Origin of the sequence: Janthinobacterium amylolyticum (assembly GCF_051380655.1) — a bacterium.
Taxonomy (GTDB): Bacteria; Pseudomonadota; Gammaproteobacteria; order Burkholderiales; family Burkholderiaceae_D; genus Janthinobacterium.
The window spans coordinates 157,039-179,844 of record NZ_JBNYXL010000011.1 but is presented as its reverse complement, the minus strand read 5'-3'; the positions used below and the strand labels follow the sequence as shown (position 1 = coordinate 179,844).

The window sequence follows — 22,806 nt, the reverse complement described above, 5'->3', positions numbered from 1 at the left end:
TTTTTCACTGACTCCGGCTCCGCCACCCGCCGGCGGGGCCGTGTTTTCACCTGATCCGGGAGTTCCCATGCACGCAGACACGATTTTACTCAATGGCCGTTTCCACACGGTCGACAAGACGCAGCCCCTGGCGTCCGCCGTCGCCATCGCCGATGGCAAATTTCTCGCCGTCGGCGACCTTGAAGACGTGATGCGTCATCGCGGCCCGGCCACGCAGGTGATCGAGCTCGGTGGCCGCACGGTAATTCCCGGCCTGAACGACTCGCATCTGCACCTGATACGCGGCGGCTTGAACTACAACCTGGAACTGCGCTGGGAGGGCGTGCCTTCGCTGGCCGACGCCTTGCGCATGCTGAAAGAACAGGCGCTGCGCACGCCGAACCCGCAATGGGTGCGCGTGGTCGGCGGCTGGACGGAATTCCAGTTCGCCGAAAAACGCATGCCCACGCTCGATGAAATCAACGCGGCCGCGCCCGACACGCCCGTCTTCATCCTGCACCTGTACGACCGCGCGCTGCTCAACCGCGCCGCCCTGCGCGCCGTCGGCTACGACAAGAACACGCCGAACCCGCCAGGCGGCGAGATCGTGCGCGATGCGGCCGGCAATCCGACCGGCCTGCTGATCGCCCGTCCGAACGCCATGATCCTGTATGCCACGCTGGCGAAAGGCCCGAGCCTGCCGCGCGAGCTGCAAGTGAACTCCACGCGCCAGTTCATGCGCGAATTGAACCGCCTTGGCGTCACCAGCGCCATCGACGCGGGCGGCGGCTTCCAGAATTATCCCGAGGACTATGCCGTCGTCGACGAGCTGGCGCAGAAAGAGCAGCTGACCATCCGCATCGCCTACAACCTGTTCACGCAAAACAAGGGCGCGGAGCTGCAGGACTTCCAGAAGTGGACCGGCATGATCAAGCCCGGTGACGGCACGGATTTTTACCGGCATAACGGCGCCGGCGAAATGCTGGTCTTTTCCGCCGCCGACTTCGAGGATTTCCTCGAACCGCGCCCCGAGCTGGCGGCCGGCATGGAGGAGGAGCTCGAAAAGGTCGTGCGCCACCTGGTCGAGCAGCGCTGGCCCTTCCGCCTGCACGCCACCTACGACGAATCGATCAGCCGCATGCTCGACGTGTTTGAAAAGGTCAACCGCGACACGCCGTTCGCCGGCCTGCACTGGCTGTTCGACCACGCGGAAACCATCAGCCCGAGCAATATCGACCGGGTCAAGGCGCTGGGCGGCGGCCTGGCCATCCAGCACCGCATGGCCTTCCAGGGCGAGTATTTCGTCGAACGCTATGGCGCCGAAGCGGCGAAAGCGACGCCGCCCGTGCAGCGCATGCTGGACGCCGGCGTGCCGGTGGGCGGCGGCACGGATGCCACGCGGGTCGCCAGCTACAACCCGTGGACGGCGCTGTACTGGCTGGTATCGGGGCGCACCGTGGGCGGCCTGGCCCTGACGGATGCGGCGGGCAGATTGTCGCGCGATACGGCGCTGGAGCTGTGGACGGCGGGCAGCGCCTGGTTCTCCAGCGAGCAAGGCAAGAAGGGGCGCATCCGCGCGGGCATGCTGGCCGATTTGAGTGTCCTGTCGGCCGATTATTTCGCCGTGCCGGAAGAGGCGATCAAGTCCATCGAATCCGTGCTGACCATGGTGGGCGGGAAAATCGTCTACGGCCAGGGGCAATTTTCGACCCTGGCGCCGCCGCCGATTCCCGTGCTGCCCGAGTGGTCGCCCGTGCGCACGGTGCCCGGCCATTACCGGCCCGTGGCGAAGCAGGCGCAGGCCGCCATGCCGCACCAGTGCGCGGGCGCCTGCGGCGTGCATGCGCATGCGCATGACCGGGCACGCAAGTCGGCCGTGCCGATTTCCGATTTTTCCGGCTTCTGGGGCACGCTCGGTTGCAGCTGCTTCGCTTTCTAGACAAGGAGTGAGCCATGCGCTGCAAGAAAGTCATTCTGGGTTTGCTGCTGGCCTTTGTGGTGGGCTTCGTGTGCCAGCTGGCGCGCATTCCCGTGCCGGCGCCGCCCGTGCTGGGCGCCGCGCTGCTGGTGTTTTTGACCAGCTGCGGCTACTGGCTCACGGGCCTGTACCTGCAGCGCCGCGAGCAGGCGGAAAAGCGGGAGGCGCCATGAACGTCATGCTGGCCGGATCGGTATTGGGCGTGCTGGTGGGCGTCGTGTGCCGCTGGTTCGACCTGCCGTCGCCCACGCCACCCACGCCCACGGGCGCGGCGATGGTGGTGGCCATGACACTGGGATTCGTGCTGGCGGGGCAGGTCAGCCCCTGAATGTAAAAAAACCGGCCAAGGCCGGTTTTTTCATGGATGCCGCGTGTGCAACCTTATGCAAATGGCGTCAGCAGGGTAATCATCTGGCCAAAGATCTTCGGGCTGGCGGCGATGACGTCGCCCTTGTACAGGTACTCCGATTCGCCGGAAAATTCACCGACGATGCCGCCCGATTCCGTGATCATCAGCGCGCCTGCGGCGATGTCCCAAGGCTTCAGGCCTTTTTCGTAGAAGCCGTCCAGGCGGCCGCAAGCGACGTAGGCCAGGTCCAGCGCGGCCGAGCCGGCGCGGCGTACGCCCTGGCTGCGTTCGCCCATGATCGCGTACATCTTGAGGTATTCGTCCAGCGCGCGGGCGCTGCCGGCCACGTAGCCGGTGCCCAGCAGGGCGTTCGAGATGCGGTCCAGCTTGGTGACGCGGATGCGCTTTTCGTTCAGGTAGGCGCCGGCGCCCTTGGTGGCCGTAAACAGGTCGTTGCGGACCGGGTCGTAGATGACGGCTTGCGTGACGACGCCGCGATGCGCGAGCGCGATCGAGATGCAGTATTGCGGGAAACCGTGGATAAAGTTGGTGGTGCCATCGATCGGGTCGATGATCCACTGATATTCATTCTCGTCGTGCGAGTTGGCGGAAGCGCCCGATTCCTCGGCCAGGAACGCGTGGTCCGGGTAGGCTTTGGACAGCACCTCGATGATGGCTTGTTCGGCCGCCTGGTCGACGTCGGTGACGAAATCGTTATGTTGTTTTTCCGTGACGACGACGCGGTCGAGGTCAAAAGAGGCGCGATTGATGACGGCGGCGCCGCGGCGGGCGGCTTTGATCGCCGTGTTGAGCATTGGGTGCATGTGAGCTTCCGTTAAAAGCACGCGACCGCCCAAGGTCGCCTTGCGGCGCCGGTACGATAGAGTGCAAGAATGAATTAAAGAGCGGAGCGGTGCCGAAGTGGTTAAAATCCCGGCCTGGAGTCAGCGTTGTGTGACTCCGTTTCCCGAAATTTCCTGTATCGATACCGCGCAATAGCGCTATTTTAAATGAATCTGCCCGAAATCAACACGTCTCTTTTCAAACGCCTGCGATTTATTCTTGTCGAAACTAGTCGCTCTGGCAACATTGGCGCCGTTGCGCGGGCCATGAAAACGATGGGTTTTTCCGATCTGGTGCTGGTCAACCCGCGTTTTCCCGATGCCTTGACGGATGCGGAAGCGGTGGCCTTTGCCAGCGGCGCGCAGGATATCCTGGCCGGCGCGCGCATCGTCGGCTCCATCGCCGAGGCGCTGGAAGGCTGCAACTATGCGGCGGCCGTCTCGGCCCGTTTGCGTGAATTCTCGCCGCCCGTTACCAGCCCGCGCGCCATCGCCGGCCAGCTGGCCGCCGGCACGGACTTGCACGCGGCCGTCATCTTCGGCAACGAGCGTTTCGGCCTGCCCAACGAGATCGTCGAGCAGTGCAATGTGCTGATCAACATTCCCGCCAATCCTGACTATTCCTCGCTGAACCTGTCGCAGGCGGCGCAGGTGGTCGCCTATGAATGCAGGATGTCGGCCCTGGAAATGGCCGATGAGGCGCCGGCTGCCAGCCCCATTGGTTTTCATGGCGACGCGGCCAGCCTGGCGCAGATCGACGGCATGTACGAGCATTTGCAGCAGGCGCTGGTGGCCATCGATTTCCTCGATGCCGACAATCCGAAAAAACTCATGCCGCGCCTGAAACGCCTGTTTTCGCGCACGGGACTGGAAACGGAAGAAGTCAACATCCTGCGCGGCATTTCCCGGCACATCCTGGCTGCGGCGAAAAAAAGCCCATGATAGAAACACGGCTGCTGCGCCAGTTCATCGCCGTCGCCGAGGAACTCAATTTCCGCCGCGCCGCCGAACGGCTGCACATGGCGCAGCCGCCCCTGTCGCAGGCCATTCTGCGGCTGGAGGAGATGCTCGGTTATCCCGTATTCGAGCGCACCAACCGCAAGGTCAGCCTGACGCCAGCCGGTACGGCTTTTCTCGCCACGGCGCGCCAGGTGCTGGCCGCGCTGGAAGAGGGCGTGGCGGCCACGCGCCGTGTGGCGCAGGGCATAGCAGGCCATTTGCGCCTGAGCTTTATCCACATCACGCCGTATGCCCACGTGCTGGACGCCTTGCGCGCATTCCGCGCCGCCTCGCCCGCCGTGCAGTTCACCCTGCGCGAAGCGTCGACGCAGCAGCAGGTCGAGTGGCTGGAGCGGGGCGAGACCGATATCGCCCTGCTGCGCGCGCCGGGGCGCAGCACGCCGGGCTTGCGCTTCGAGCGCCTGTGCGGCGAAGACATCATGCTTGCGCTGCCGCCGGGCCACCCCTGCGCGCACCAGGCGAGCGTGGATCTGGCGCACCTGGCGCAGGACGATTTCGTCGCTTCGCCACGCGAGCTGGGCCAGGGCTTCCACGACCAGCTGGCCAGCCTGTGCCTGCATGCGGGCTTCGTGCCCAGGGTGGCGCAGCAGGCGCGCCGGCTGCAAACGGTGCTGGGACTGGTGGCGGCCGGCTTTGGCGTGGCGCTGCTGCCCGCCAGCCTGGCCGGCAGCGCGCCAGCGGGCGTGGTCATGCTGCCGCTGCACGGCGATGCGCCCGAGCCGCTGCGCCAGCTCGACCTGTACATGGCCTGGGACCCGCGGCGCGACTCTCCCGTGCGCGAGCGTCTGCTGGCGCAGTTGCGGCACTGTTCCGCTCATTGAGACTTTGAGCGTCTCATTTCAAGATAAATAAGATATTTTACAGATGGCGGGCCAGCGGCCAGCATGGCGTTTTGACTCTACTGGAAGCGCCATGTCCACTGTTTATTCACGCGCTGCTGTCTCGGCTGCCGCGCTGCCACCGTCCATCTACCTGCTGTCGCTGTGCAGCTTTGCCTTCGGCCTGTCCGAATTCATCGCCGCCGGCCTGCTGTCGGGCATGGCGCGCGACCTGCACGCCAGCGTGGCGGCGGCCGGCGGCGCCATTGCCGCGTATGCGCTGGGGGCGGCCATCGGCGCGCCCATCCTGACGGCCGTGCTGTCGCGCCGCTCCGAACGCCAGCTGCTGGTGGCCACCATGCTCGTGCTGGCGGCCGGCAGCGTGGCCATGGCGGCAGCGCCGGCGCTGGGCGCGCTGCTTTTTGTGCGCTTTGCCGTCGGCCTCGCGCATGGGGTGTTCATGGCGGTCGCGTCGCATGCGGCCACCAGCCTGGTTGATCCTTCGCGCGCGGGCAGGGCGCTGTCCATCGTCTGGCTGGGCCTGACCCTGGCCCTGGCCGGCGGCGTGCCGCTGGGAACCTGGCTGGGGGCATTGTCGTCCTGGCGCTGGGTGTTTGCCGCCATCGGCGCGCTGGCCCTGTGCGGCGGCGCCGGCCTGCTGTGGGCCATGCCCGTCGCGCGCAAGCCGGCCGCGTCCCTGTCCGCGCTGGCCAGCCTGCGCGCCATCCTGCAGCCCGCCTTGCTGCAGGCGGCCGGCGTGGCGGCGCTGGTTAGCGTGGCCACCTTCAGCTTTTTCACGTATATCTCGCCCTTCCTGCTGCAACTGGGCGGGCTTGATGCGGACGGGCTGGGCGCGGCCATGCTGTGCTTTGGCGCGTGCGCCATCGGCGGCAACCTGCTGGGCGGCTGGTGCGCCGACCGTTGCACGGCGCAGCGCGACACCTTGCTGGCCCTGGCCGCGCTGGCCCTCAATCTGGCGGGTTTTTATCTGCTGCGCGGCCAGCCCCTGGCCCTGCTGGCCCTGTGCGGCACTTTGGGCTTGCTGTTCTTCGCCCTCGTCACCTTGTCCACCATGCGGCTGCTGCGCCTGGCGCAGCGGCATTGTCCGGGCAGCGACGCGGTGGCGGCGGGCTTGAACATCGCCGCCTTCAACGCGGGTACGGCAGCCGGCGGCGCCCTGGGCGCGGCCCTGATCGTCAGCTTCGGCCTGCCCAGCATCGCCATCGGCGGGGCGCTGGCGGCGCTGCTGGCCATGCTGCTGCTGTGGTGCCAGTCGCGCAAACTAGATGCGCCGCTCTAGTTTTTGCGCGCGGGGCGCCCCTGCCTTTGGCGTACACTGGCCGGCAAAAGGCAGGACAAAACAAGGGGAGACATGGCGATGGAGACTTGCTGATGCGACGCAGATCGTTCCTGAAACTGGGCGTGCTGGGCGCCTGTGCGCTGGCCGCCGGCGGTGCCGCCTATCGTCTGGTGCGCGGACCGGCGCCGCCGGGCCGCTTCGTGCTCGATGGCGAAGCGCGCGCGGCACTGGCGGCCATCGTGCCGGCCATGCTGGGCAGCGCCCTGCCGCAAGAAGCCACGGCGCGCGGCGCGGCGCTCGACGGCGCCATTGTCGGCGTCGACACGGCCATCCGCGGCTTGCCGCTGGCGGCGCAGCAGGAGGTGCAGGATCTGTTTGGCTTGCTGGCGCTGGCGCCCGCGCGGCGCTTCGTCGCCGGTGTCCAGGGCGGCTGGTCCGGGGCCGACCCGGCCCAGGTGGCCGCCTTCCTGCAGTCGTGGCGCACGCACCGCCTTGCAACGCTGCAGACGGCCTACCTGGCCCTGCATGATCTGATCCTCGGCGCCTGGTATGGCGATGCCGCCCACTGGGCCGCCATCGGCTATCCGGGACCGCTGCCCGAACTGAGCTGACAAGGCCACCATGAGCACCTCTCCCATACCCGACCCGATTGCCGCCGGCCTGGCCGCAGGCTGGAACGTCACCGACGCCGGCAGCCTGGGCGCAGACCGCACTTTCGAGGCGGATGTCGTCATCATCGGCAGCGGCGCCGGTGGCGGCGTGACGGCGGAAATCCTCGCGCTGGCCGGCTTGAAAGTGCTGATCGTCGAGGAGGGCGGCTTGAAGTCCTCGCAAGACTTCAAGATGCGCGAGGCCGACGCCTATCCCGCCCTGTACCAGGAATCGGCGGCGCGCAAGACGCGCGACAAGGCCATCAACATCTTGCAGGGGCGCACCGTGGGCGGCTCGACCACCGTCAACTGGACCTCGAGTTTCCGCACGCCGCCCGGCACCCTGGACTACTGGCGCAAGCATTTTGGCCTGGCCGGCTACTCGGTGGAGGCCATGGCGCCATGGTTCGCCATGATGGAGCGGCGCCTGCACGTGAGCGACTGGGCCGCGCCGCCGAATGAAAACAATGATTTGCTGCGCCGTGGCGCCAGCGCGCTGGGCATCCCCACGGCCGCCATCCGGCGCAATGTGAACGGCTGCTGGAACCTTGGCTATTGCGGCATGGGCTGCCCGACCAACGCCAAGCAGTCGATGCTGGTGACGACGATTCCGGCGGCGCTGGCGCTGGGCGCGGGCTTGCTCACGCATGCGCGCGCCGAGCGCTTTGTCTTCAAGGGCGAGCGCATCGACAGCCTGCAGATCACGGCGCTGGACGCGCTCGGGCAGGTGTCGACGGGCGTGCGCCTGACGCTGCGCGCCAAACATTTTGTGCTGGCCGGCGGCGCCATCAACTCGCCGGCGCTGCTGCTGCGCTCGAAAGCGCCCGATCCGCACGGCTTGCTCGGGCAGCGCACCTTCTTGCATCCGACGCTGGTCTCGGCCGGCCTGTTCGCGCAGCGCGTCGACGCCTACGCGGGCGCGCCGCAGACGATTTATTCCGACCATTTCCTGCACGTGGCGCCCATCGATGGCCCCATCGGCTACAAGCTCGAAGCGCCGCCTTTGCATCCGCTGCTGATGGCCACCACCATGGGCGGCTTTGGCGACGAACACGCGCGCACCATGCGCGAGTTCCCCCATGTGCATGCCTTGCTGGCATTGCTGCGCGACGGTTTTCACCATGACTCGGCGGGCGGCAGCGTCTCCATCGACAGTTTCGGCGCGCCCGTGCTCGATTATCCGCTCACGCCCTACCTCTGGGATGGCGTGCGGCGCGCGCTGCTGTCGATGGCGGAAATCCAGTTCGCCGCCGGCGCGAAGAGCGTGTATCCCGTGCATGAAATGGCCAGCCACTACACCAGCTGGGCGCAGGCAAAGCAGGCCATCGGCGCCTTGCCGATGCAGGCCTTGCTGGCGCGCGTGGTGTCGGCCCACGTGATGGGCGGCTGCGCCATGTCGGACGACGCGCGCCTGGGCGTGACGGGTGCCGATGGCCGCTACCACGGCGTGCGCAACCTGTCCGTGCACGATGGCTCGCTGTTCCCCACCTCGATCGGCGCCAATCCGCAACTGACGATCTACGCGGTGGCGGCGCGCCTGGCCAGCGGCCTGGCGCAGCAGCTGACGGGCAAGCCGGCGCCCGTGCCCGTGCCTGCCGCCGCCACAGGCGCCGCATGATCGCGCGCATCCTCAAGTGGCTGATGCTGCTGCAAGTGCTGGCCGTGCTGGGATTGGCCTGGCTGGCCATGCACGCGTGGGGCATCGCTTCGCCGGTGCTGGCCTTGCTGCTGGCGGCCGCCATGCTGCTGGCCGTGCGCGCGCTGGTGGTGGCGCGCAATTTCTGGGAAAGCCGGCGTGGTGGCAGCCCCGTGCCGCCCGCATACCAGCTGGACGCCGTGGGCGCCGCGCGCCTGTTTTTCGGCGAATTGCGCGCCACCCTGTGGACGTCGTCGTGGGGCATGCTGCGTCCGCGCCTGCAGGCGGCGCGCAGCATCTCCGGCGCCGGCCTGCCGGTGCTGCTGGTGCACGGCTACGTGTGCAACGGCGGCTACTGGACAAAACTCAGCCGGCAGCTGGCGCAGGCGGGCATCGTGCACAAGGCGGTCGACCTGGAGCCGATCAATGCGGATATCGACGCTTACGCGGTGCAGGTGGAGCAGGCGCTGCGCGCGCTGTGCGCGCTGACGGGCAAGCCGCAGGCCATCATCGTCGCGCACAGCATGGGCGGCCTGGTGGCGCGTGCCTGGCTGCGCCACTATGGCGCCGCCCGCGTGGCGAAGATCATCACGATTGGCACGCCGCACCACGGCACGGCGCTGGCCAACCTGGCGGCGGGCGCCAATGCGCGGCAGATGAGCCGCATCGGTGACGCCCCTAGCGAATGGCTGGCGCAGCTGGCCGCCAGCGAAACGCCCGAGACGCGCGCCCTGATCACCTCGATCTATTCGCACCACGACAATATCGTCGCGCCGCAGGCTTCCGCGCACTTGCCCGGCGCGCGCAATATCGCCTTTGGCGGCATCGGCCACGTGGCGCTGGCCAGCGACGCGCGCGTACTGCGTCAGCTGCTGGCAGAAATTACTATCAAGAACGAAGTCTGCCAACCCCCATCCTCCCCCCATTTTGCCTGAATCCTGTTGTGTTTTATCAGCATGGCAAGTGTGTCTCTTTTGACTCTGCTGTTGCTTGTCTTTAATATGGATTGAGGTAGAAAAACCTGTTTTACACTGGCGTCCTGTATTAAGCTAAGGTCAGGATGGTGCCACCGAGAAATTTATTTTTGTGATCGCTGGAACTGTTCAGCTGAACACCGGTCAAAAGATTTTTGCCGGGAAGTATGGCAATATGTTGTAGGATTATTATGTTATACGCGCAAGTGAGAAGATGGGTGGTGGCATAAAATGAGTCAATGCTGTTTTTATTGGGAGTGCTAATTGTCCGCACGAATCCTGATTATCGAAGATAACGCCACCAACATGGAATTGATGGTGTACCTGCTGCGTGCCTTCGGCTACACGCCGCTGGCCGCCTATGATGGTGAAGAGGGCGTGCGCATGGCGCGCAGCGAATTGCCCGACCTGATCATCTGCGACGTGCATTTGCCCAAACTCGATGGCTATGGCGTGGTGGCGGAACTGAAGAAAGACCCGCAGCTGCGCAAGATCCCGGCCCTGGCCGTGACGGCGCTGGCCATGGTGGGCGACCGCGAGCGCCTGCTCGAAGCGGGCTTCAATGGCTATATCGGCAAACCGATCGAACCCGACCTGTTTGTCGCGGAGCTGGAATCTTTTTTACCCGGGGCGCCGTCGACGCCAGTTAAAAACGACATAGCAACGATACTGATCGTCGATGATCATGTGCTGAACCGCGAATTCCTCACAGCCCTGCTGGGCTACGGCGGCCACCGCCTGCTGGAAGCGGCCAACGGCGCCGATGCGCTCGACGTCATGCGCACCGAGCGGCCGGACCTGATCATCTCCGACATCCTCATGCCGAACATGGATGGCTACGAGTTCGTCACGCGCGTGCATGAAGACCCCGCGCTGGCCGACGTGCCCATCATCTTCTACACGGCCACCTACCGCGAAAAAGAAGCGACCTTGCTGGCGCAGGCCTGCGGCGTGCGCTGGGTGCTGCCCAAGCCGTCCGATCCCGATGTCATCACGCGCACGGTCAACGAGGCACTGGGCCTGGCCCCCGCGGGTGCCGCCTTGCTGCCCACGGTGCCCGATGTGGCGCGCGCGGCCGTGCCGGCGGGTCCGCACAAGCTGGCCGATATCGACCATCAGGTCAGCGGCTATCTGGACGAGCTGGAAACGTCGAGCCAGCAGATTTCGCAACTGGCCGTGCAGGGCGATGGCGACGCGCCCGTGCCGGAGGACCTGGCCATCATGACGGAACGGCTGTCGCGCTCGCTGTCCAGCCTGCAGGCCGTCAGCCTGCGCCTGACGGCCCTGATTGAACTGGGCATCGAGCTGGGCGCCGAACGCGATCCGCGCGCGCTGATCGAGGCGGGCTGCAAGGTGGCGCAGAATATCTGCGTCTCCAAGTATGCGTGCATCGGCATGCTGGAGCCTGGGGCCGACAAGCTCAGTTATTTTTCCTCGTGCGGCGCGGAGAAAAACCTCGAACGCATCGCCAGCGCGCCGCGCGTGGGCATCCTCGAGCGCCTGCTGGAACAGCGCCAGCCCTACCGGGTCAACGGCTTGAAGGGCGATCCGACGGCGCTGGGCCTGCCCGACAGCCATCCGCCCATCCACTCCTTCCTGGGCGTGCCCATCGCTTCGCGCGAGCGCAGCCACGGCTGGCTGTACCTGGTTGATAAATTGGGCGCGAACGAGTTTTCCGAAGTCGACGAGCGCGTCGCCGCGACGGTGGCCGCGCAGATCGCCGTCGCCTACGACAATCTGCTGCTGTACGACGAAATCAAGCGCCACCACGAGCAGCTGACCCTGGACATGGCGGCACGCATCCGCCTCGACGAAGACTTGCGCCGCTTCCGCCTGGCCATGGATGCCACGGCGGATGCGATTTTCCTCGTTGACCGGGCCGGCATGTGCTTTGTCGACGTCAACCAGACGGCGTGCCGCATGCTCGGTTTCGAGCGCGAAGACTTCCTGCGGGCCGGGCCTGGCCGCCCGCAAGAGGGCGAGGCGCAGCTGGAAGAGCTGTACAACAAGCTGCTGGCGGGCGACCAGGGCGGCCCGATGACGGAATTGCAGCTGCAGCGCAAGGACGGTTCGCCGCTGGCCGTGGAAGTGCAGCGGCGCACCCTGCGTTCGGGCCAGAGCTGGATACTGGTGGCCGTGGCGCGCGACATCACCGAGCGCAAGGACGCCGAGCAGCGCCTGATGAAACTGGCCCATTTCGACACCCTGACGGGCCTGCCGAACCGCAGCCAGTTTTACGCCTCGCTCACGCATTCGCTGGTGCAGGCGGCGGATCACCAGTGGGCCGTGGCCGTGCTGTTCATGGACGTGGACCGCTTCAAGAACATCAATGACACGCTGGGCCACACCATCGGCGACGACCTGTTGCGCCAGTTTGCCAGCCGCCTGGTCGACTGCCTGCGCGTGCGCGATACCATCGGCCGCTTCGGCGGCGATGAATTCGCCGCCATCCTGGTGCTGCCCGAAGGCGCCCAGCATGCCGTGGGCGTGGTCGACAAGATCCGCGAATCGATGCGCAAGCCGTTCGACCTGCAGGGCCATGAAGTGACGGTCACGGTCAGCATCGGCATTTCCGTGTATCCCGACGATGGCGTCGACGCCGACACCCTGATCCAGTATGCCGATACGGCCATGTACCGCGCCAAGGAAGCGGGCCGCGACGCCTTCCGTTTCTTCACGGCTGAAATGAACGCGCAATCGATGGCCCGGCTGGACATGGAAAACGCCCTGCGGCGCGCCATCGACAACGAGGAATTCGTGCTGTTCTTCCAGCCCAAGGTGCATATCATCTCGGGGCGCATCAGCGGCGCCGAGGCCCTGATACGCTGGCGCCGCCCGGGCCACGGCATGGTGTCGCCGGCCCTCTTCATCCCCCTGCTGGAAGAGACGGGGCTGATCGTACGGGTGGGGAACTGGGTGCTCGACGAGGCCTGCAAGAAGATCAGCGAATGGGGCGCCAGCAGCATCGGCCCCGTGCACCTGTCGGTGAATGTCTCGGGCATCCAGTTTTTTGTGGGCGGCCTGGAGGAAGAAGTGCTCAAGGCGATCCGCAAGTACGACATCGCGCCCGACCTGCTGGAGCTGGAGCTGACGGAAAGCTCGCTGATGTCGAATGCCGAGGAAACCATCGCCGTGCTGCGCAACCTCAAGGCGCTGGGCATCCAGATTTCCATCGACGATTTCGGCACCGGCTATTCCAGCCTGGCCTACCTGAAGCGCTTCCCCATCGACAAGCTGAAGATCGATATCGCCTTCGTGCGCGAAGTCACCAGCAATCCGGACGACGCGGCCATTGTGCTGGCCATCATCAGCATGGCGCACAGCATGAAGCTGCAAGTGATCGCCGAAGGCGTGGAAAAAGACGCGCAGCTGGCGTATTTGCGGCGCCACGGCTGCGACGAGATGCAGGGCTATTATTTCAGCCGTCCCGTGCCGCAGGAAGAATTCGAGCAGATGCTGATGGGCGGCAAGTTGCTGCAGGCGCCGCAGGACGCGGGCAGCGAAGAGCAGCAAACCTTGCTGATCGTCGACGACGATGTCTTCATGCTCGACGTGCTCAGCGACTTCCTGGCGCAGGATGGCTACCGCATCCTGACGGCGCAGACGGCCGCCGAAGGCTTCGACATCCTGGCGCGCCACAAGGTGCAGGTGATTTTGTGCGACCAGTGCATGCCGCTCATGAGCGGCACGGAATTCATGGAGCGGGTCAAGCATCTGTGTCCCGACACCTTCCGCATCATGCTGTCGGCCTTTGCCGACCTGACCCCGATCATGGCGGCCATCAACCGCGGCGCCGTCGACCGCTTCTACACCAAGCCCTGGAAGGGCGCCGTCCTGCGCGAGAATATCCGCGAAGGCTTCCGCCTGCACGGTCTGCTGCACGGTCCCGTGAAGGCCGCCGCCTGAGTTCCCGCCCGCCTGCGTGCGCTGCCGCACCGTGCGGCGCAGCGCGCTGGCGGATTAGACTCCCGTCTCTAGTTTTGCTCACTAGAATAAAAGCGTCATCATGATGATGGCCTTGCAAACGACAGGAGCTGGCGATGGTGAAAAAATTGAAGGAACTGGCGGAAGACAAGGAATTGGCGAACGCCGTGCGTTCCTCCGCGCAGCAGATCTGGCAAGCGGGCCTGGGTGCCTTTGCCAAGGCGCAGGAAGAGGGCGGCCGCGTGTTTTCCAGGCTGGTCAAGGAAGGCACGGAATTCCAGCAGCGCGCTGAAAGCAAGGTGGCCGGCGTCAGCGACAGCGTCGGCAAGTTGGCCGACGGGGTGGGCAAGCAGGCCAGCGGGTCCTGGGACAAGCTGGAGCAAGTGTTCGAAGAGCGCGTGGCGCGCGCCCTGGGCACCATCGGCGTGCCCACCCGGCATGAGATCGGTGCCCTGCACGCGAAGATCGACGCCTTGCAGCAGCAGGTACTGGCGTTGTCGGCCAAGCCTGCGGCGGCCAAGGCGATTCCCAAGGCCGTGCCTAAGGCCGCTTCCAAGGCGACGGCCAGGCCGGCCGTGAAGGCTGCCGCGGAGCCGGCTGCCAAGGCGCCTGCCGCGAAGGTGGCAGCGAAGCCGGCCAGCAAGCCGGCCAGCAAGACTGCAGCGCAAACCGCAACGCAAACCGCGGCGAAGGCGGCGCCGAAAAGCGTGCCGAAAGCGACCGTGGCCAAGCCTGCCGCCAGGGCCGCCGTCAAGCCGGCGGCGCCTGCCGTGGCCAAGCCTGTCACCAAGCCTGTCGCAAAGCCTGCGGCGAAGAAGAAAGCCCCGGCCGCCTGACGCGGCGCCATCGCCATCCCGGCCTGCTTGCGCAGGCTTTTTTTTGCCCCGCTATTTCGCCGGCGCCGCTGGGCGGGGTGTTTCATTGCGGCTATTTAAGGTGGTATGCTTGAGGCAGAACACAGAGAGATTGCCCGCCATGCTACAAAAAGCACCACGCCGTACCCGCGAACGCATCCTGGAGTTGTCGCTGCGCCTGTTCAATGAGTTTGGCGAACCCAATATCACGACCACCGTGATCGCGGAAGAGATGAACATTTCGCCGGGGAACCTGTACTACCACTTTCGCAACAAGGACGATATCGTCAATTCCATCTTCGTGCAGTTCGAGGCGGAAATCGAACGCATCCTGACCGTGCCGGACGGGCGCCGCTCGAATATCGAAGACGTCTGGCTGTACCTGCACCTGATGTTCGAGCTGATCTGGCGCTACCGTTTCTTTTACCGCGACCTCAACGATCTGCTGTCGCGCAACCGCAAGCTGGAACTGCACTTCAAGCTGATCCTCGCGCACAAGATCAAGGTCGCCACGCAGCTGTGCGAGGACTTGCGCAGCGAGCAGTCGCTGGAAGCGTCGGACATGGAAGTGGCTGCCATGGCGACAAATATGGTGGTGGTCGCCACTTACTGGCTGTCGTACGAATATGTGCGCAATCCGCGCAAGTACAGCGAGCAGCAATCGATGTCCGATGCGCTGGCGCGCGGCTGCTATCAGGTGCTGTCGCTGATCGGACCGTATTTGCGCAACGAAACGCATTTGTTGTTCCGTAAACTGTCGGAAGAATATGTGACCAAACTCAAGAACGACTGAGCATGCTGCCGGCGTACCAGCTGCCGGCAGCATGGCCAGCCGTTATTCACAGGAGGCATGCATGGCTTGGAAACAATTCCCTTATCCGCGCGAGGCGTATGTCTACACCGCGCAAAGCCTGGAGGCGGCCTGGCCGCGCCTGCATGCGGGCGATGTCGAACCGTTTCCCACGCACCCGGCGCTGCTGCAGGCCTGGCTGGCCTTTCACTCGGGCGACTTCGAGCGTGCCGCGAAACTGGGCCTGGCCGTTGGCGTGCCCGGCTATGCGGTGGCGCACAAGGCCACGTGTATTTACGCCACGCACCTGGAAGTCAATGAACGCCTGAAACTCGACATGTACGAGGAAGTGGCCGAGCGCTGCGAGCGCCAGCAGATTGAGCAGCCGGACAATCCGGCCGGCTATTACTGGCATGCCTACAGCCTGGGCCGCTATGCGCTGGGCACCTCCGTCGTCAAGGCGCTGGCGCAGGGCATGGGCGCGCGCGTGCGCAACAGCCTGGACCGCACGATGACGGTGGCGCCCATGCATGCGGAAGCGCATATCGCGTTTGGCATTTATCATACGGAAATTATCGACAAGGTCGGCGCCATGATCGGCAGCCTGACCTATGGCGCCAACAAGGAAGATGGCTATCAGCACTTCAAGACGGCGCTGGCCCTGACGCCGTATTCGGCGTTGGCCCACAGCGAGTATGCACGCGCGTTGAACATGCTCGATGGAAAGAAAAAACTGGCGGAAGCGCTGGCCCTGTATGAAAAGGCGGCCGACTGCGAGGCCGTCGATGCCAAGGAGCGTCTCGAAGTCGAGGCTGCTATTGATGAATTGAAAGAGTAAGGACAACTGTGATCAAGGCTTTATGTGTGTATTGTGGCGCCAACGCGGGCGTGTCGCCGGACTATGCGGTCGCGGCGCGCGAACTGGCGCGCGTGCTGGTGGCGGAAAATATTTCGCTGGTGTATGGCGGTGGCAAGGTGGGCCTGATGGGCGTGATCGCCGATGAAGTGCTGCGCCTGGGCGGCGAGGTGACGGGCGTCATTCCCACCCAGCTGGTCGAGCGCGAAGTGGGCCACACGGGCTTGACGCGCCAGTTCATCGTGAAGGACATGCATGAGCGCAAGGCGATGATGGCCAGCCTGTCCGACGCCTTCATTGCCATGCCCGGCGGCTACGGCACCCTGGAAGAATTGTTCGAGATGCTGACCTGGGCCCAGCTGGGACTGCATGCCAAGCCCATCGGCCTGCTCAACGTCGACGGTTTCTATGACGGCTTGCTGGCCTTCGTGACGAATGGCCGGGAACAGGGCTTCATCCGCCCGCAGCACGCCGCCTTCCTGAATGCCGATGCCGATGCGGCGGCACTGGTGCAGCGCCTGAAGGATGGCGCGCCCTAGTTATTCATCAGTGCCAGAATGAGAAAGCCATGCACCGAAAAGGACATGGCTTTTTTAATGCGTGGATGAAATGGCAAGGCCAGGTTCCTGCCATCAGGATGGTAAAACTTGTCATGGGGAAAAACGGCTGGACGCAGCCTGATGATCCCGGGCAAGTAGGCAAGATTGCCGGTTGCATATAGATGCCTGGACAACTATTTCTAGACGGGAAAATTTATCGCTGAGGACGCTTTAATTGATAAAAATATCGACATAATATTTCTCTTGATGCATGTTTTTTTGAAAATGAAGATGATTTTTAATTATGATTGTGGTCTACTGGTGCTGTTCAAAAGTTAGGAATATCGGACACCTGCGAGCGCGACAAGACTCCCCCAAAAACGGTGCCGAACTACCTCAAGTTGCCACAGCCACGCTACTTCATCATCTCGAAAGGATGCTATTTTGAAACCTATGACCCTTTTGCGTGCGACCGCTGTCGCCGCCATTCTTGCCGCCGCTGGCGGCGCCCAGGCGCAAACGACCACGATCGGCTTCGATTCGCTGGAACAGCCCGGCTACTTCGGTTCCGTCTTCAACTCCTATTCCGAAGGCGGCTACAATTTCGACAGCAGCTTTTTGGGCCTGTTGAGCTCGGCACATCAAGACAGCTTCGCCTACGCCGGTTCGGCTGGCCTGGGCGCCACCGCCCTGTCGACGACGACCTTGTCGCGCGCCGACGGTGCCGCTTTCTCGCTGAACTCGATCAGCCTGGCTGATTTCGTGAGTCTACCCGGTTCTTATGACGTCACTTTTGTCGGTCATCAAGTAGGCGGCGGTACCGTGACGCAGACGTTCACCCTCGATGGCAGCCACAACTTCGCCAATTACTCGTTCTCGGGTTTCAGCAATCTGCTGTCGGCAACGTGGAAAGAAGGCGCCTTGCGCACCTTCCAGGTCGACAACCTGGCCGTGAGCGCCGTGCCGGAACCAGCCACTTACGGCATGCTGCTGGGTGGCCTGGGTCTGCTGGCCTTCATGCGCCGCCGCAAGAACGCCGCCTGACGCCAGCGTTCCCGCCCTGGCCGCACCGGTGGCGGCCGCAGGTAAAAAAAATGCCGCTCAGTAGTTTGCTGGGCGGCATTTTTCACGTGTGGCCGGCTCATGACCACAGGCGCTGGCCGGACAGGTCAAGCTGGGTCAGGTACAGCCGCACGTCGAATTCATACTGGTGGTATTGCGGTTCCATATACGTGCACAGCTTGTAGAACGCCTTGTCGTGCTGCTTTTCCTTCACGTGCGCCAATTCGTGCACGGCGATCATGCGCAGGAATTCCAGCGGCACTTCCTTGAACATGGTGGCCACGCGGATTTCATGCTTGGCCTTGAGCTTGCCGCCTTGCACCCTTGAAATGGACGTGTGCAAACCCAGCGCATGCTGGATCACGTGGATCTTGCTGTCAAACGCCACTTTGTTAATGGGTTCGGCGTTGCGCAGGAATTCATTCTTCAAGTCTTGCACGTACTGATACAGCGCCTTGTCGTTGCGCACGTCATGCGCGCTCGGATAGCGTTTCAGCAAGACTTCACCGAGCTTGTCCTGCGCGATCAGTTGCTGTACTTGCGATTGTGTCTGCTCGGAATAAGCGCTCAGGTATTTCAGGGATGGCTGCATGCGGGGGCGGGCGGGAAGGCGAGTGGGTCGATAAGGCGAGAATGTACCATACCGCCGCGCCCGGCGTTGCGCCAGTCCTCGCCAAAGGCGGCAGAGCTGCAGAGTGGCAGAGTGGCAGGGGCCGTGCTGAATGCACCTACCAGCTCCCGCATCCTGGCCGCGCCTGCCGCCCCGCCTGCCGCCTGCCGCCTACTGCCTGCAGGCTGCCGTCAGCGTCAATACAACAGCTCAGCCCTTGTCGTCTTCCTCCTTGCCTTGCCTGCTCGTCTTCGATTGCTGCTCGGTAGCGCCGCTGCGCGCCGCCGTGCTGCCGCGGTTTTCATTGGCGCGCTGGGCCGATTGCCGGCTTTCGCCGCCTTTGCGGCCGATTTCGGCCATGTGTTCACGGTTGCGGCTGACGGCTTCGCCGCCTTTTTGTCCGGCCCGGCGCGCTTCTTCCGAGTCGAATTCGTGCGCCGTGCCTTTCTGATGGGCTGCCTGTCCGCCCTTGCTGGCGATCTCGCGTTGCTGCTCTTCATTCATGGCGGCGAAACCGCGCTTGCTCGTGCCTTTCTGACTGCTGCCCGTGCCTTTGCCTTGTTCATTGCCTTGATTGCTAGCCATGGTGTTCTCCTTGCTGTCTAGTGGGGGTTCGGTGGTGAATGCAGGTGTTCAATGCGGTTGATGGGCATGCCTGCCGTTGTCGCGGCCCTGGCCGGCGCCCGCGCCATCGCGGTGGCCGCCAGCGTGCATTTTTTCGATCAGTTCACGCTGGCGCTGCGTGGCTTTTTCCGTTTCTTCGGCCGTCTTGCGTACCACTTCATCGGCGAAGGCGACGGCCGTGCGGCTGGCTTCGGGAATATGCGTTTCCGCGGCGCGGTTCATTTCGACGTTGGCATGGGCGACGAGGTTGCCCAACTGCTGCTGGTACTGGCGCAAGGTGGCGCCGCCCGGTTGCAACTGGGCCGCCGCCGACAGGAGCTCGCCCGTGTCGCGTGCGCACAGCAGTTGCTGACTGGTGTTGCTGCATTCCTGGAACAGGTCTTGCGCCAGCCGCAGGTGGAGTTCGCTCATTTTCTGCGCCGTGTCGAACATCTTGCGCGACAGTTCGGTGGCGAAATTAAGCTGGGCTTCCAGGTGGGACTTGAGCGCGGGGCTGATACTGTTAGAGAACATGTTCTACCTCAATGGAAATCTGGTCCGAAAAGCACCCGGTGCACCGGATGCGGCGTAGTTGAAACAAGCAAAGGGATAGACGCCGCAGGGCGCGCCAGGTTCCGTGCCAGATGCCCGTTTGGGGCCAGAATGGCCCCCGGCTGCTTGAAAAATGCGATGGTTTTGCGCCAGATCAAATGAACCGCAATCAGACGGCTGGCCACAACAGCCACGGTAGCTGCGTGGAAAATGCGGGTTCTGGGCCTCAGCCGTGCGACAATAGCCGGCTCGCGGCAGCGCAGCCGATGGCCGGCGCGCGTGGCTGAGCCGAGCACCGCCTTACTTTTTGACCTTATTCCGCGACCATGACGCATCCCGAATACATCCTGACCCTGTCCTGCCTGGACCAGCGCGGCATCGTGCACCGCGTGTCCGGCTTCCTGGCCGAGCACGGCTGCAACATCCTCGATTCGGCCCAGTTCGGCGACCAGGAGTCCCAGCTGTTTTTCATGCGCGTGCATTTCGCGCTGGAAGACGGCGCCATCAGCGACGCCCGCTTGCGCGCCGACTTCGCCGACCTGTCGCAGACCATGCAGCAAAACGGCCAGTTCCACGGCCAGTTGCACGATGCGCGCGTCAAGCCGCGCGTCATGCTGATGGTGTCGAAGATCGGCCATTGCCTGAACGACTTGCTGTTCCGCTACAAGAGCGGCTTGCTGAACGTGGAAATTCCCGCCATCGTCTCGAACCACATGGAGTTCTACCAGTTGGCGGCCAGCTACAATATTCCCTTCCACCACCTGCCGCTGGCGACAGGCGCGCCGGAAGCGGCCAAGCTGGCGCAGGAAGCGAAGATCATCGACTTGATGGACACGCACCAGATCGACCTGGTGGTGCTGGCGCGCTACATGCAGATCCTGTCGCCGGGCCTGTGCCAGGCGCTCGACGGCCGCGCCATCAATATCCACCATTCCTTCCTGCCCAGCTTCAAGGGTGCCAAGCCGTATGCGCAGGCGCACCACCGCGGCGTCAAGCTGATCGGCGCGACGGCCCACTTCGTCACGGGCGACCTGGATGAAGGCCCGATCATCGAGCAGGACGTCGAACGCGTCGACCATGCGATGGATGCCGACACCCTGACGGCCATCGGCCGCGACGTCGAGTGCGTGGTGCTGGCACGCGCCGTGAAATGGTTCGTCGAGCACCGCATCCTGAAAAATGGCGACAAGACCGTGGTCTTCCGCTGATACCGACTTCACCCTTCCTTTACCGAGACAGAAACACGATGGCCCTCAAAGCAACAATTTTCAAATGCGATCTGCAGATCGCCGACATGGACCGCAATTACTACCAGGATCATGCGCTGACCCTGGCGCGCCACCCGTCCGAGACGGACGAGCGCATGATGGTGCGCCTGCTGGCGTTCGCCATCCACGCCGACGAGGCGCTGACGTTTACCAAGGGCCTGTTCGACACGGAAGAGCCGGACCTGTGGCAGAAAGACCTGACGGGCGCCATCCAGCTGTGGATCGAAGTGGGCCAGCCTGACGAAAAACGCATCCTCAAGGCCTGCGGCCGTTCGGAGCAGGTGATCGTCTACAGCTATGGCTCAACCAGCCACATCTGGTGGAAGCAGATCGCGAATAAACTGGAGCGGGCGAAGAACCTGACGGTGATCAACTTGCCGTCGGAAGCGGCGCAAGACATGAGCAAGCTGGCGCAGCGCACCATGCAGCTGCAATGCACGATCCAGGATGGCCAGATCTGGCTGACCGACAGCGTCAACACCGTGCTGATCGACCGCGAACCGGTGAAGCCGGCGCGCTGATATTGACTGCCTGAAACGAAAAAAGCCCGGAGCGATCCGGGCTTTTTGCATTGTGCACCATTACATCGGTGCCGCGCCCAGACGGCGGATGCTGCTCGAACGCTGCATGCTGCGGCTGACGCGCGGGTCGCCGTAGTAGCTCACTTCGCCCGAGCCGCCGATGCTGATGCTCAAGTCGTCCCTGGCCCACACGGTGGCCTCGCCCGAGCCGCCGATGCTCACCTGCACGTCGCGTGCCGCCAGCTTGCCGGCCTGGATATTGCCCGAGCCGCCGATGGAGGCCGTCAGCTGCTCCGTCTTGCCGCTGGCCTTGAAGTTGCCGCTGCCGCCGATGGCGATGGCCACCATGCGGCTGTCGAGGTCCTGTGCGTTGATGGAACCGGAACCGCCCACGTCGAAGCGCAGTTTTTCGCCGCGCAGGCCGGTGGCGGCAATGTTGCCCGAGCCGCCCACGCTGATGCGCTCGACGTGGCGCGCCTGGATGACAATGGTCAGGCTGGTCTGGCGAAGATTGCTGTTGCGCTTGGCGGGGCGGATGCGCAGGGTGCCGTTTTCCACGGCCGTGTCGATCAGCGGCAGGATATTGTCGTCGGCCTCGATGGTGACGCTGTCCGTGTTGCCGATGCGCAGTTCGACATTGCCGGGCACGTTCAGCGCCACGCCGTTGAAGCTGCCCACTTCGCGCGTCTGTTTTTGCAGCTTGCCGCTGCCTTGCACGCTGCTGCCGGAGATCCAGTCCAGCGGCGAGGCCAGTGCCGGTGCGGCGGGCACGGCCAGCACGCAGGCGGCCAGCAGCAGGACGCGCGCGGCGCGGGCATGGCGGGGGTGGAATAGTGTGTGTGGCATGCTTGCTCCCTGTTTGAATGTGGACTGACTGCATGGTATGCCAGCGGGCCGGCACCGCGCAGGGCGCTGCGACAGACTGCACGGCTGGCGGCACAGAATGCAGGCGGCTGCGACAGGATGGCATGAGGTATCATGCGGGTATTGGACATACGACGACCGGCACGCGCCGGTCCCACTACTGGAATTACATGCTGATCATCACCATCAAACAGGGCAAGGAAAAGAGCTTGCTGGGCCAATCGTGGATTTACGCCTCCGCCATTGAAAAAGTCGAAGGCAAGCCGCAGGAAAAAATGAAGCCCGGCTCGACGGCCATCGTGCAAAGTTCGTCGAAGCAGTTCATTGCCCGCGCCGCCTACAATTCGAAGTCGCAGATCCGCGCGCGCATCTGGAGCTTCAAGGAAGACGAGCCGGTCGACCACGCGCTGATCAAGCGCCGCGTCAAGGCCGCCATCGAGAAAAAACTGCCGGCCATCAAGAAGGCGGGCGAGAACCAGCTGCAGACCCTGATCAAGGGCGAAGACGAGGGCTTGCCGGGCCTGGTGGTACAGCTGTTCGGCGGCGTGCAAGGCTACCTGATCTGTGAATTTAACGCGGGCGGCGTCGATGCGTGGAAAGTGGCCATCGTGCAATCGCTGATGGCGTCCACGGGCTGCGCCAATGTGTACGAGCGCTGTGACGACCTGATGCGCAAGGGCGAAGGCTTGCCCCTGATCGACGGCGCCCTGGCCGGCGAGGAGCCGCCCGATGAAGTCATGCTGACCGACAACGGCGTGCGCTATGCGCTGGACCTGAAAACCGGGCATAAAAGCAAGTTCCGCTGAGAACGGCTGTT

General features: G+C 64.1%; 23 protein-coding genes. 18 read left to right on the top strand and 5 right to left on the bottom strand.

All coding sequences use genetic code 11. From position 1 onward, the window contains the following. Nucleotides 1-67: 67 nt before the first annotated feature. Genes ACQ4WR_RS22870 through ACQ4WR_RS22860 form a run of 3 tightly spaced genes read left to right on the top strand, consistent with a single transcriptional unit; the run spans nucleotide 68 to nucleotide 2,285 of the window. Nucleotides 68-1,918, top strand: a complete 1,851-nt coding sequence (locus ACQ4WR_RS22870; protein WP_436490088.1) for an amidohydrolase — start codon at nucleotides 68-70, stop codon at nucleotides 1,916-1,918. Nucleotides 1,919-1,932: 14 nt separating this feature from the next. Beyond that, nucleotides 1,933-2,130, top strand: a complete 198-nt coding sequence (locus ACQ4WR_RS22865; RefSeq protein ID WP_102296730.1) for a DUF1427 family protein — start codon at nucleotides 1,933-1,935, stop codon at nucleotides 2,128-2,130. Next, complete coding sequence (locus ACQ4WR_RS22860) at nucleotides 2,127-2,285, top strand: XapX domain-containing protein (RefSeq protein ID WP_436490087.1); 159 nt, start codon at nucleotides 2,127-2,129, stop codon at nucleotides 2,283-2,285. The genes ACQ4WR_RS22865 and ACQ4WR_RS22860 overlap by 4 nt, the downstream gene beginning before the upstream one ends. Before the next feature lie 53 nt (nucleotides 2,286-2,338). On the opposite strand, the gene ACQ4WR_RS22855 is transcribed toward ACQ4WR_RS22860, so the two are convergent. Further along, nucleotides 2,339-3,121: an inositol monophosphatase family protein gene (locus ACQ4WR_RS22855; RefSeq protein WP_100876268.1), complete on the bottom strand. Its 783-nt coding sequence runs from the start codon at nucleotides 3,119-3,121 to the stop codon at nucleotides 2,339-2,341. 195 nt (nucleotides 3,122-3,316) lie between these two features. On the opposite strand from ACQ4WR_RS22855, the gene ACQ4WR_RS22850 reads away from it, so the two are divergent. The 12 genes from ACQ4WR_RS22850 to ACQ4WR_RS22795 all read left to right on the top strand — a co-directional run bounded on the left by ACQ4WR_RS22850 (nucleotide 3,317) and on the right by ACQ4WR_RS22795 (nucleotide 17,553). After that, nucleotides 3,317-4,090 carry an RNA methyltransferase gene (locus ACQ4WR_RS22850; protein ID WP_436490086.1) on the top strand — a complete coding sequence of 258 codons (774 nt, stop codon included), beginning with the start codon at nucleotides 3,317-3,319 and terminating at the stop codon, nucleotides 4,088-4,090. Then, nucleotides 4,087-4,989 (top strand): LysR substrate-binding domain-containing protein, encoded by a 903-nt coding sequence (locus tag ACQ4WR_RS22845; protein ID WP_102296739.1) that lies wholly within the window; start codon nucleotides 4,087-4,089, stop codon nucleotides 4,987-4,989. The genes ACQ4WR_RS22850 and ACQ4WR_RS22845 overlap by 4 nt, the downstream gene beginning before the upstream one ends. Nucleotides 4,990-5,080: 91 nt before the next feature. Beyond that, the gene (locus ACQ4WR_RS22840; RefSeq protein WP_436490085.1) at nucleotides 5,081-6,286 is read left to right on the top strand and encodes an MFS transporter; all 1,206 of its coding nucleotides are present in this window, start codon (nucleotides 5,081-5,083) and stop codon (nucleotides 6,284-6,286) included. Between the two features lie 92 nt (nucleotides 6,287-6,378). After that, a complete protein-coding gene (locus ACQ4WR_RS22835) occupies nucleotides 6,379-6,897 on the top strand; it encodes a hypothetical protein (protein WP_436490084.1) in 519 nt (172 codons plus the stop codon). 10 nt (nucleotides 6,898-6,907) lie between these two features. Then, nucleotides 6,908-8,554, top strand: a complete 1,647-nt coding sequence (locus tag ACQ4WR_RS22830) for a GMC family oxidoreductase (RefSeq protein ID WP_102293293.1) — start codon at nucleotides 6,908-6,910, stop codon at nucleotides 8,552-8,554. Then, nucleotides 8,551-9,507, top strand: coding sequence for an esterase/lipase family protein (locus ACQ4WR_RS22825; RefSeq protein WP_102293294.1), 957 nt, complete (start codon nucleotides 8,551-8,553; stop codon nucleotides 9,505-9,507). Before ACQ4WR_RS22830 ends, ACQ4WR_RS22825 begins: the two co-directional genes overlap by 4 nt. Before the next feature lie 303 nt (nucleotides 9,508-9,810). Beyond that, on the top strand, nucleotides 9,811-13,452 hold the full coding sequence (locus ACQ4WR_RS22820; protein WP_102293295.1) for an EAL domain-containing protein: 3,642 nt from the start codon (nucleotides 9,811-9,813) through the stop codon (nucleotides 13,450-13,452). Nucleotides 13,453-13,586: 134 nt separating this feature from the next. Next, the gene (locus ACQ4WR_RS22815; protein WP_102293296.1) at nucleotides 13,587-14,306 is read left to right on the top strand and encodes a phasin family protein; all 720 of its coding nucleotides are present in this window, start codon (nucleotides 13,587-13,589) and stop codon (nucleotides 14,304-14,306) included. A gap of 139 nt (nucleotides 14,307-14,445) precedes the next feature. Further along, nucleotides 14,446-15,117, top strand: a complete 672-nt coding sequence (locus ACQ4WR_RS22810; RefSeq protein ID WP_034758777.1) for a TetR/AcrR family transcriptional regulator — start codon at nucleotides 14,446-14,448, stop codon at nucleotides 15,115-15,117. Between the two features lie 61 nt (nucleotides 15,118-15,178). Continuing rightward, complete coding sequence (locus tag ACQ4WR_RS22805; RefSeq protein ID WP_436490083.1) at nucleotides 15,179-15,952, top strand: tetratricopeptide repeat protein; 774 nt, start codon at nucleotides 15,179-15,181, stop codon at nucleotides 15,950-15,952. Between the two features lie 11 nt (nucleotides 15,953-15,963). Beyond that, nucleotides 15,964-16,509, top strand: coding sequence for an LOG family protein (locus tag ACQ4WR_RS22800; RefSeq protein WP_180979323.1), 546 nt, complete (start codon nucleotides 15,964-15,966; stop codon nucleotides 16,507-16,509). A gap of 453 nt (nucleotides 16,510-16,962) precedes the next feature. Beyond that, entirely contained in the window at nucleotides 16,963-17,553 is a 591-nt protein-coding gene (locus ACQ4WR_RS22795; protein ID WP_102293299.1) for a PEP-CTERM sorting domain-containing protein, read from the top strand. A gap of 97 nt (nucleotides 17,554-17,650) precedes the next feature. On the opposite strand, the gene ACQ4WR_RS22790 is transcribed toward ACQ4WR_RS22795, so the two are convergent. The 3 genes from ACQ4WR_RS22790 to ACQ4WR_RS22780 all read right to left on the bottom strand — a co-directional run bounded on the left by ACQ4WR_RS22790 (nucleotide 17,651) and on the right by ACQ4WR_RS22780 (nucleotide 19,318). Continuing rightward, nucleotides 17,651-18,163 (bottom strand): YgjP-like metallopeptidase domain-containing protein, encoded by a 513-nt coding sequence (locus tag ACQ4WR_RS22790; protein WP_102293300.1) that lies wholly within the window; start codon nucleotides 18,161-18,163, stop codon nucleotides 17,651-17,653. Nucleotides 18,164-18,391: 228 nt separating this feature from the next. Continuing rightward, a complete protein-coding gene (locus ACQ4WR_RS22785) occupies nucleotides 18,392-18,766 on the bottom strand; it encodes a KGG domain-containing protein (RefSeq protein WP_102293301.1) in 375 nt (124 codons plus the stop codon). A gap of 48 nt (nucleotides 18,767-18,814) precedes the next feature. Then, a complete protein-coding gene (locus tag ACQ4WR_RS22780; RefSeq protein WP_436490080.1) occupies nucleotides 18,815-19,318 on the bottom strand; it encodes a phasin family protein in 504 nt (167 codons plus the stop codon). Nucleotides 19,319-19,662: 344 nt separating this feature from the next. Here ACQ4WR_RS22780 and purU point away from each other — a divergent pair, with 344 nt between their 5' ends. Together purU and ACQ4WR_RS22770 are read left to right on the top strand one after the other, a co-directional pair. Continuing rightward, the gene (gene purU / locus ACQ4WR_RS22775; RefSeq protein ID WP_102293303.1) at nucleotides 19,663-20,544 is read left to right on the top strand and encodes a formyltetrahydrofolate deformylase; all 882 of its coding nucleotides are present in this window, start codon (nucleotides 19,663-19,665) and stop codon (nucleotides 20,542-20,544) included. Nucleotides 20,545-20,582: 38 nt separating this feature from the next. After that, on the top strand, nucleotides 20,583-21,125 hold the full coding sequence (locus ACQ4WR_RS22770; protein ID WP_102293304.1) for a YaeQ family protein: 543 nt from the start codon (nucleotides 20,583-20,585) through the stop codon (nucleotides 21,123-21,125). Between the two features lie 60 nt (nucleotides 21,126-21,185). Here the strand turns inward: ACQ4WR_RS22770 and ACQ4WR_RS22765 are convergent, their stop codons facing one another. Then, nucleotides 21,186-21,971 carry a head GIN domain-containing protein gene (locus ACQ4WR_RS22765; protein WP_436490078.1) on the bottom strand — a complete coding sequence of 262 codons (786 nt, stop codon included), beginning with the start codon at nucleotides 21,969-21,971 and terminating at the stop codon, nucleotides 21,186-21,188. 188 nt (nucleotides 21,972-22,159) lie between these two features. Here ACQ4WR_RS22765 and ACQ4WR_RS22760 point away from each other — a divergent pair, with 188 nt between their 5' ends. Further along, complete coding sequence (locus ACQ4WR_RS22760) at nucleotides 22,160-22,795, top strand: class I SAM-dependent rRNA methyltransferase (protein WP_072456614.1); 636 nt, start codon at nucleotides 22,160-22,162, stop codon at nucleotides 22,793-22,795. Nucleotides 22,796-22,806 lie beyond the last annotated feature (11 nt).

Bases quoted from the DNA above. Each gene is read 5' to 3' on its own strand.
- ACQ4WR_RS22870 (WP_436490088.1), top strand. From the start codon at position 68: ATGCACGCAGACACGATTTTACTCAATGGCCGTTTCCACACGGTCGAC.
- ACQ4WR_RS22865 (WP_102296730.1), top strand. From the start codon at position 1,933: ATGCGCTGCAAGAAAGTCATTCTGGGTTTGCTGCTGGCCTTTGTGGTG.
- ACQ4WR_RS22860 (WP_436490087.1), top strand. From the start codon at position 2,127: ATGAACGTCATGCTGGCCGGATCGGTATTGGGCGTGCTGGTGGGCGTC.
- ACQ4WR_RS22855 (WP_100876268.1), bottom strand. From the start codon at position 3,121: ATGCTCAACACGGCGATCAAAGCCGCCCGCCGCGGCGCCGCCGTCATC.
- ACQ4WR_RS22850 (WP_436490086.1), top strand. From the start codon at position 3,317: ATGAATCTGCCCGAAATCAACACGTCTCTTTTCAAACGCCTGCGATTT.
- ACQ4WR_RS22845 (WP_102296739.1), top strand. From the start codon at position 4,087: ATGATAGAAACACGGCTGCTGCGCCAGTTCATCGCCGTCGCCGAGGAA.
- ACQ4WR_RS22840 (WP_436490085.1), top strand. From the start codon at position 5,081: ATGTCCACTGTTTATTCACGCGCTGCTGTCTCGGCTGCCGCGCTGCCA.
- ACQ4WR_RS22835 (WP_436490084.1), top strand. From the start codon at position 6,379: ATGCGACGCAGATCGTTCCTGAAACTGGGCGTGCTGGGCGCCTGTGCG.
- ACQ4WR_RS22830 (WP_102293293.1), top strand. From the start codon at position 6,908: ATGAGCACCTCTCCCATACCCGACCCGATTGCCGCCGGCCTGGCCGCA.
- ACQ4WR_RS22825 (WP_102293294.1), top strand. From the start codon at position 8,551: ATGATCGCGCGCATCCTCAAGTGGCTGATGCTGCTGCAAGTGCTGGCC.
- ACQ4WR_RS22815 (WP_102293296.1), top strand. From the start codon at position 13,587: ATGGTGAAAAAATTGAAGGAACTGGCGGAAGACAAGGAATTGGCGAAC.
- ACQ4WR_RS22810 (WP_034758777.1), top strand. From the start codon at position 14,446: ATGCTACAAAAAGCACCACGCCGTACCCGCGAACGCATCCTGGAGTTG.
- ACQ4WR_RS22805 (WP_436490083.1), top strand. From the start codon at position 15,179: ATGGCTTGGAAACAATTCCCTTATCCGCGCGAGGCGTATGTCTACACC.
- ACQ4WR_RS22795 (WP_102293299.1), top strand. From the start codon at position 16,963: ATGACCCTTTTGCGTGCGACCGCTGTCGCCGCCATTCTTGCCGCCGCT.
- ACQ4WR_RS22790 (WP_102293300.1), bottom strand. From the start codon at position 18,163: ATGCAGCCATCCCTGAAATACCTGAGCGCTTATTCCGAGCAGACACAA.
- ACQ4WR_RS22785 (WP_102293301.1), bottom strand. From the start codon at position 18,766: ATGGCTAGCAATCAAGGCAATGAACAAGGCAAAGGCACGGGCAGCAGT.
- ACQ4WR_RS22780 (WP_436490080.1), bottom strand. From the start codon at position 19,318: ATGTTCTCTAACAGTATCAGCCCCGCGCTCAAGTCCCACCTGGAAGCC.
- purU (WP_102293303.1), top strand. From the start codon at position 19,663: ATGACGCATCCCGAATACATCCTGACCCTGTCCTGCCTGGACCAGCGC.
- ACQ4WR_RS22770 (WP_102293304.1), top strand. From the start codon at position 20,583: ATGGCCCTCAAAGCAACAATTTTCAAATGCGATCTGCAGATCGCCGAC.
- ACQ4WR_RS22765 (WP_436490078.1), bottom strand. From the start codon at position 21,971: ATGCCACACACACTATTCCACCCCCGCCATGCCCGCGCCGCGCGCGTC.
- ACQ4WR_RS22760 (WP_072456614.1), top strand. From the start codon at position 22,160: ATGCTGATCATCACCATCAAACAGGGCAAGGAAAAGAGCTTGCTGGGC.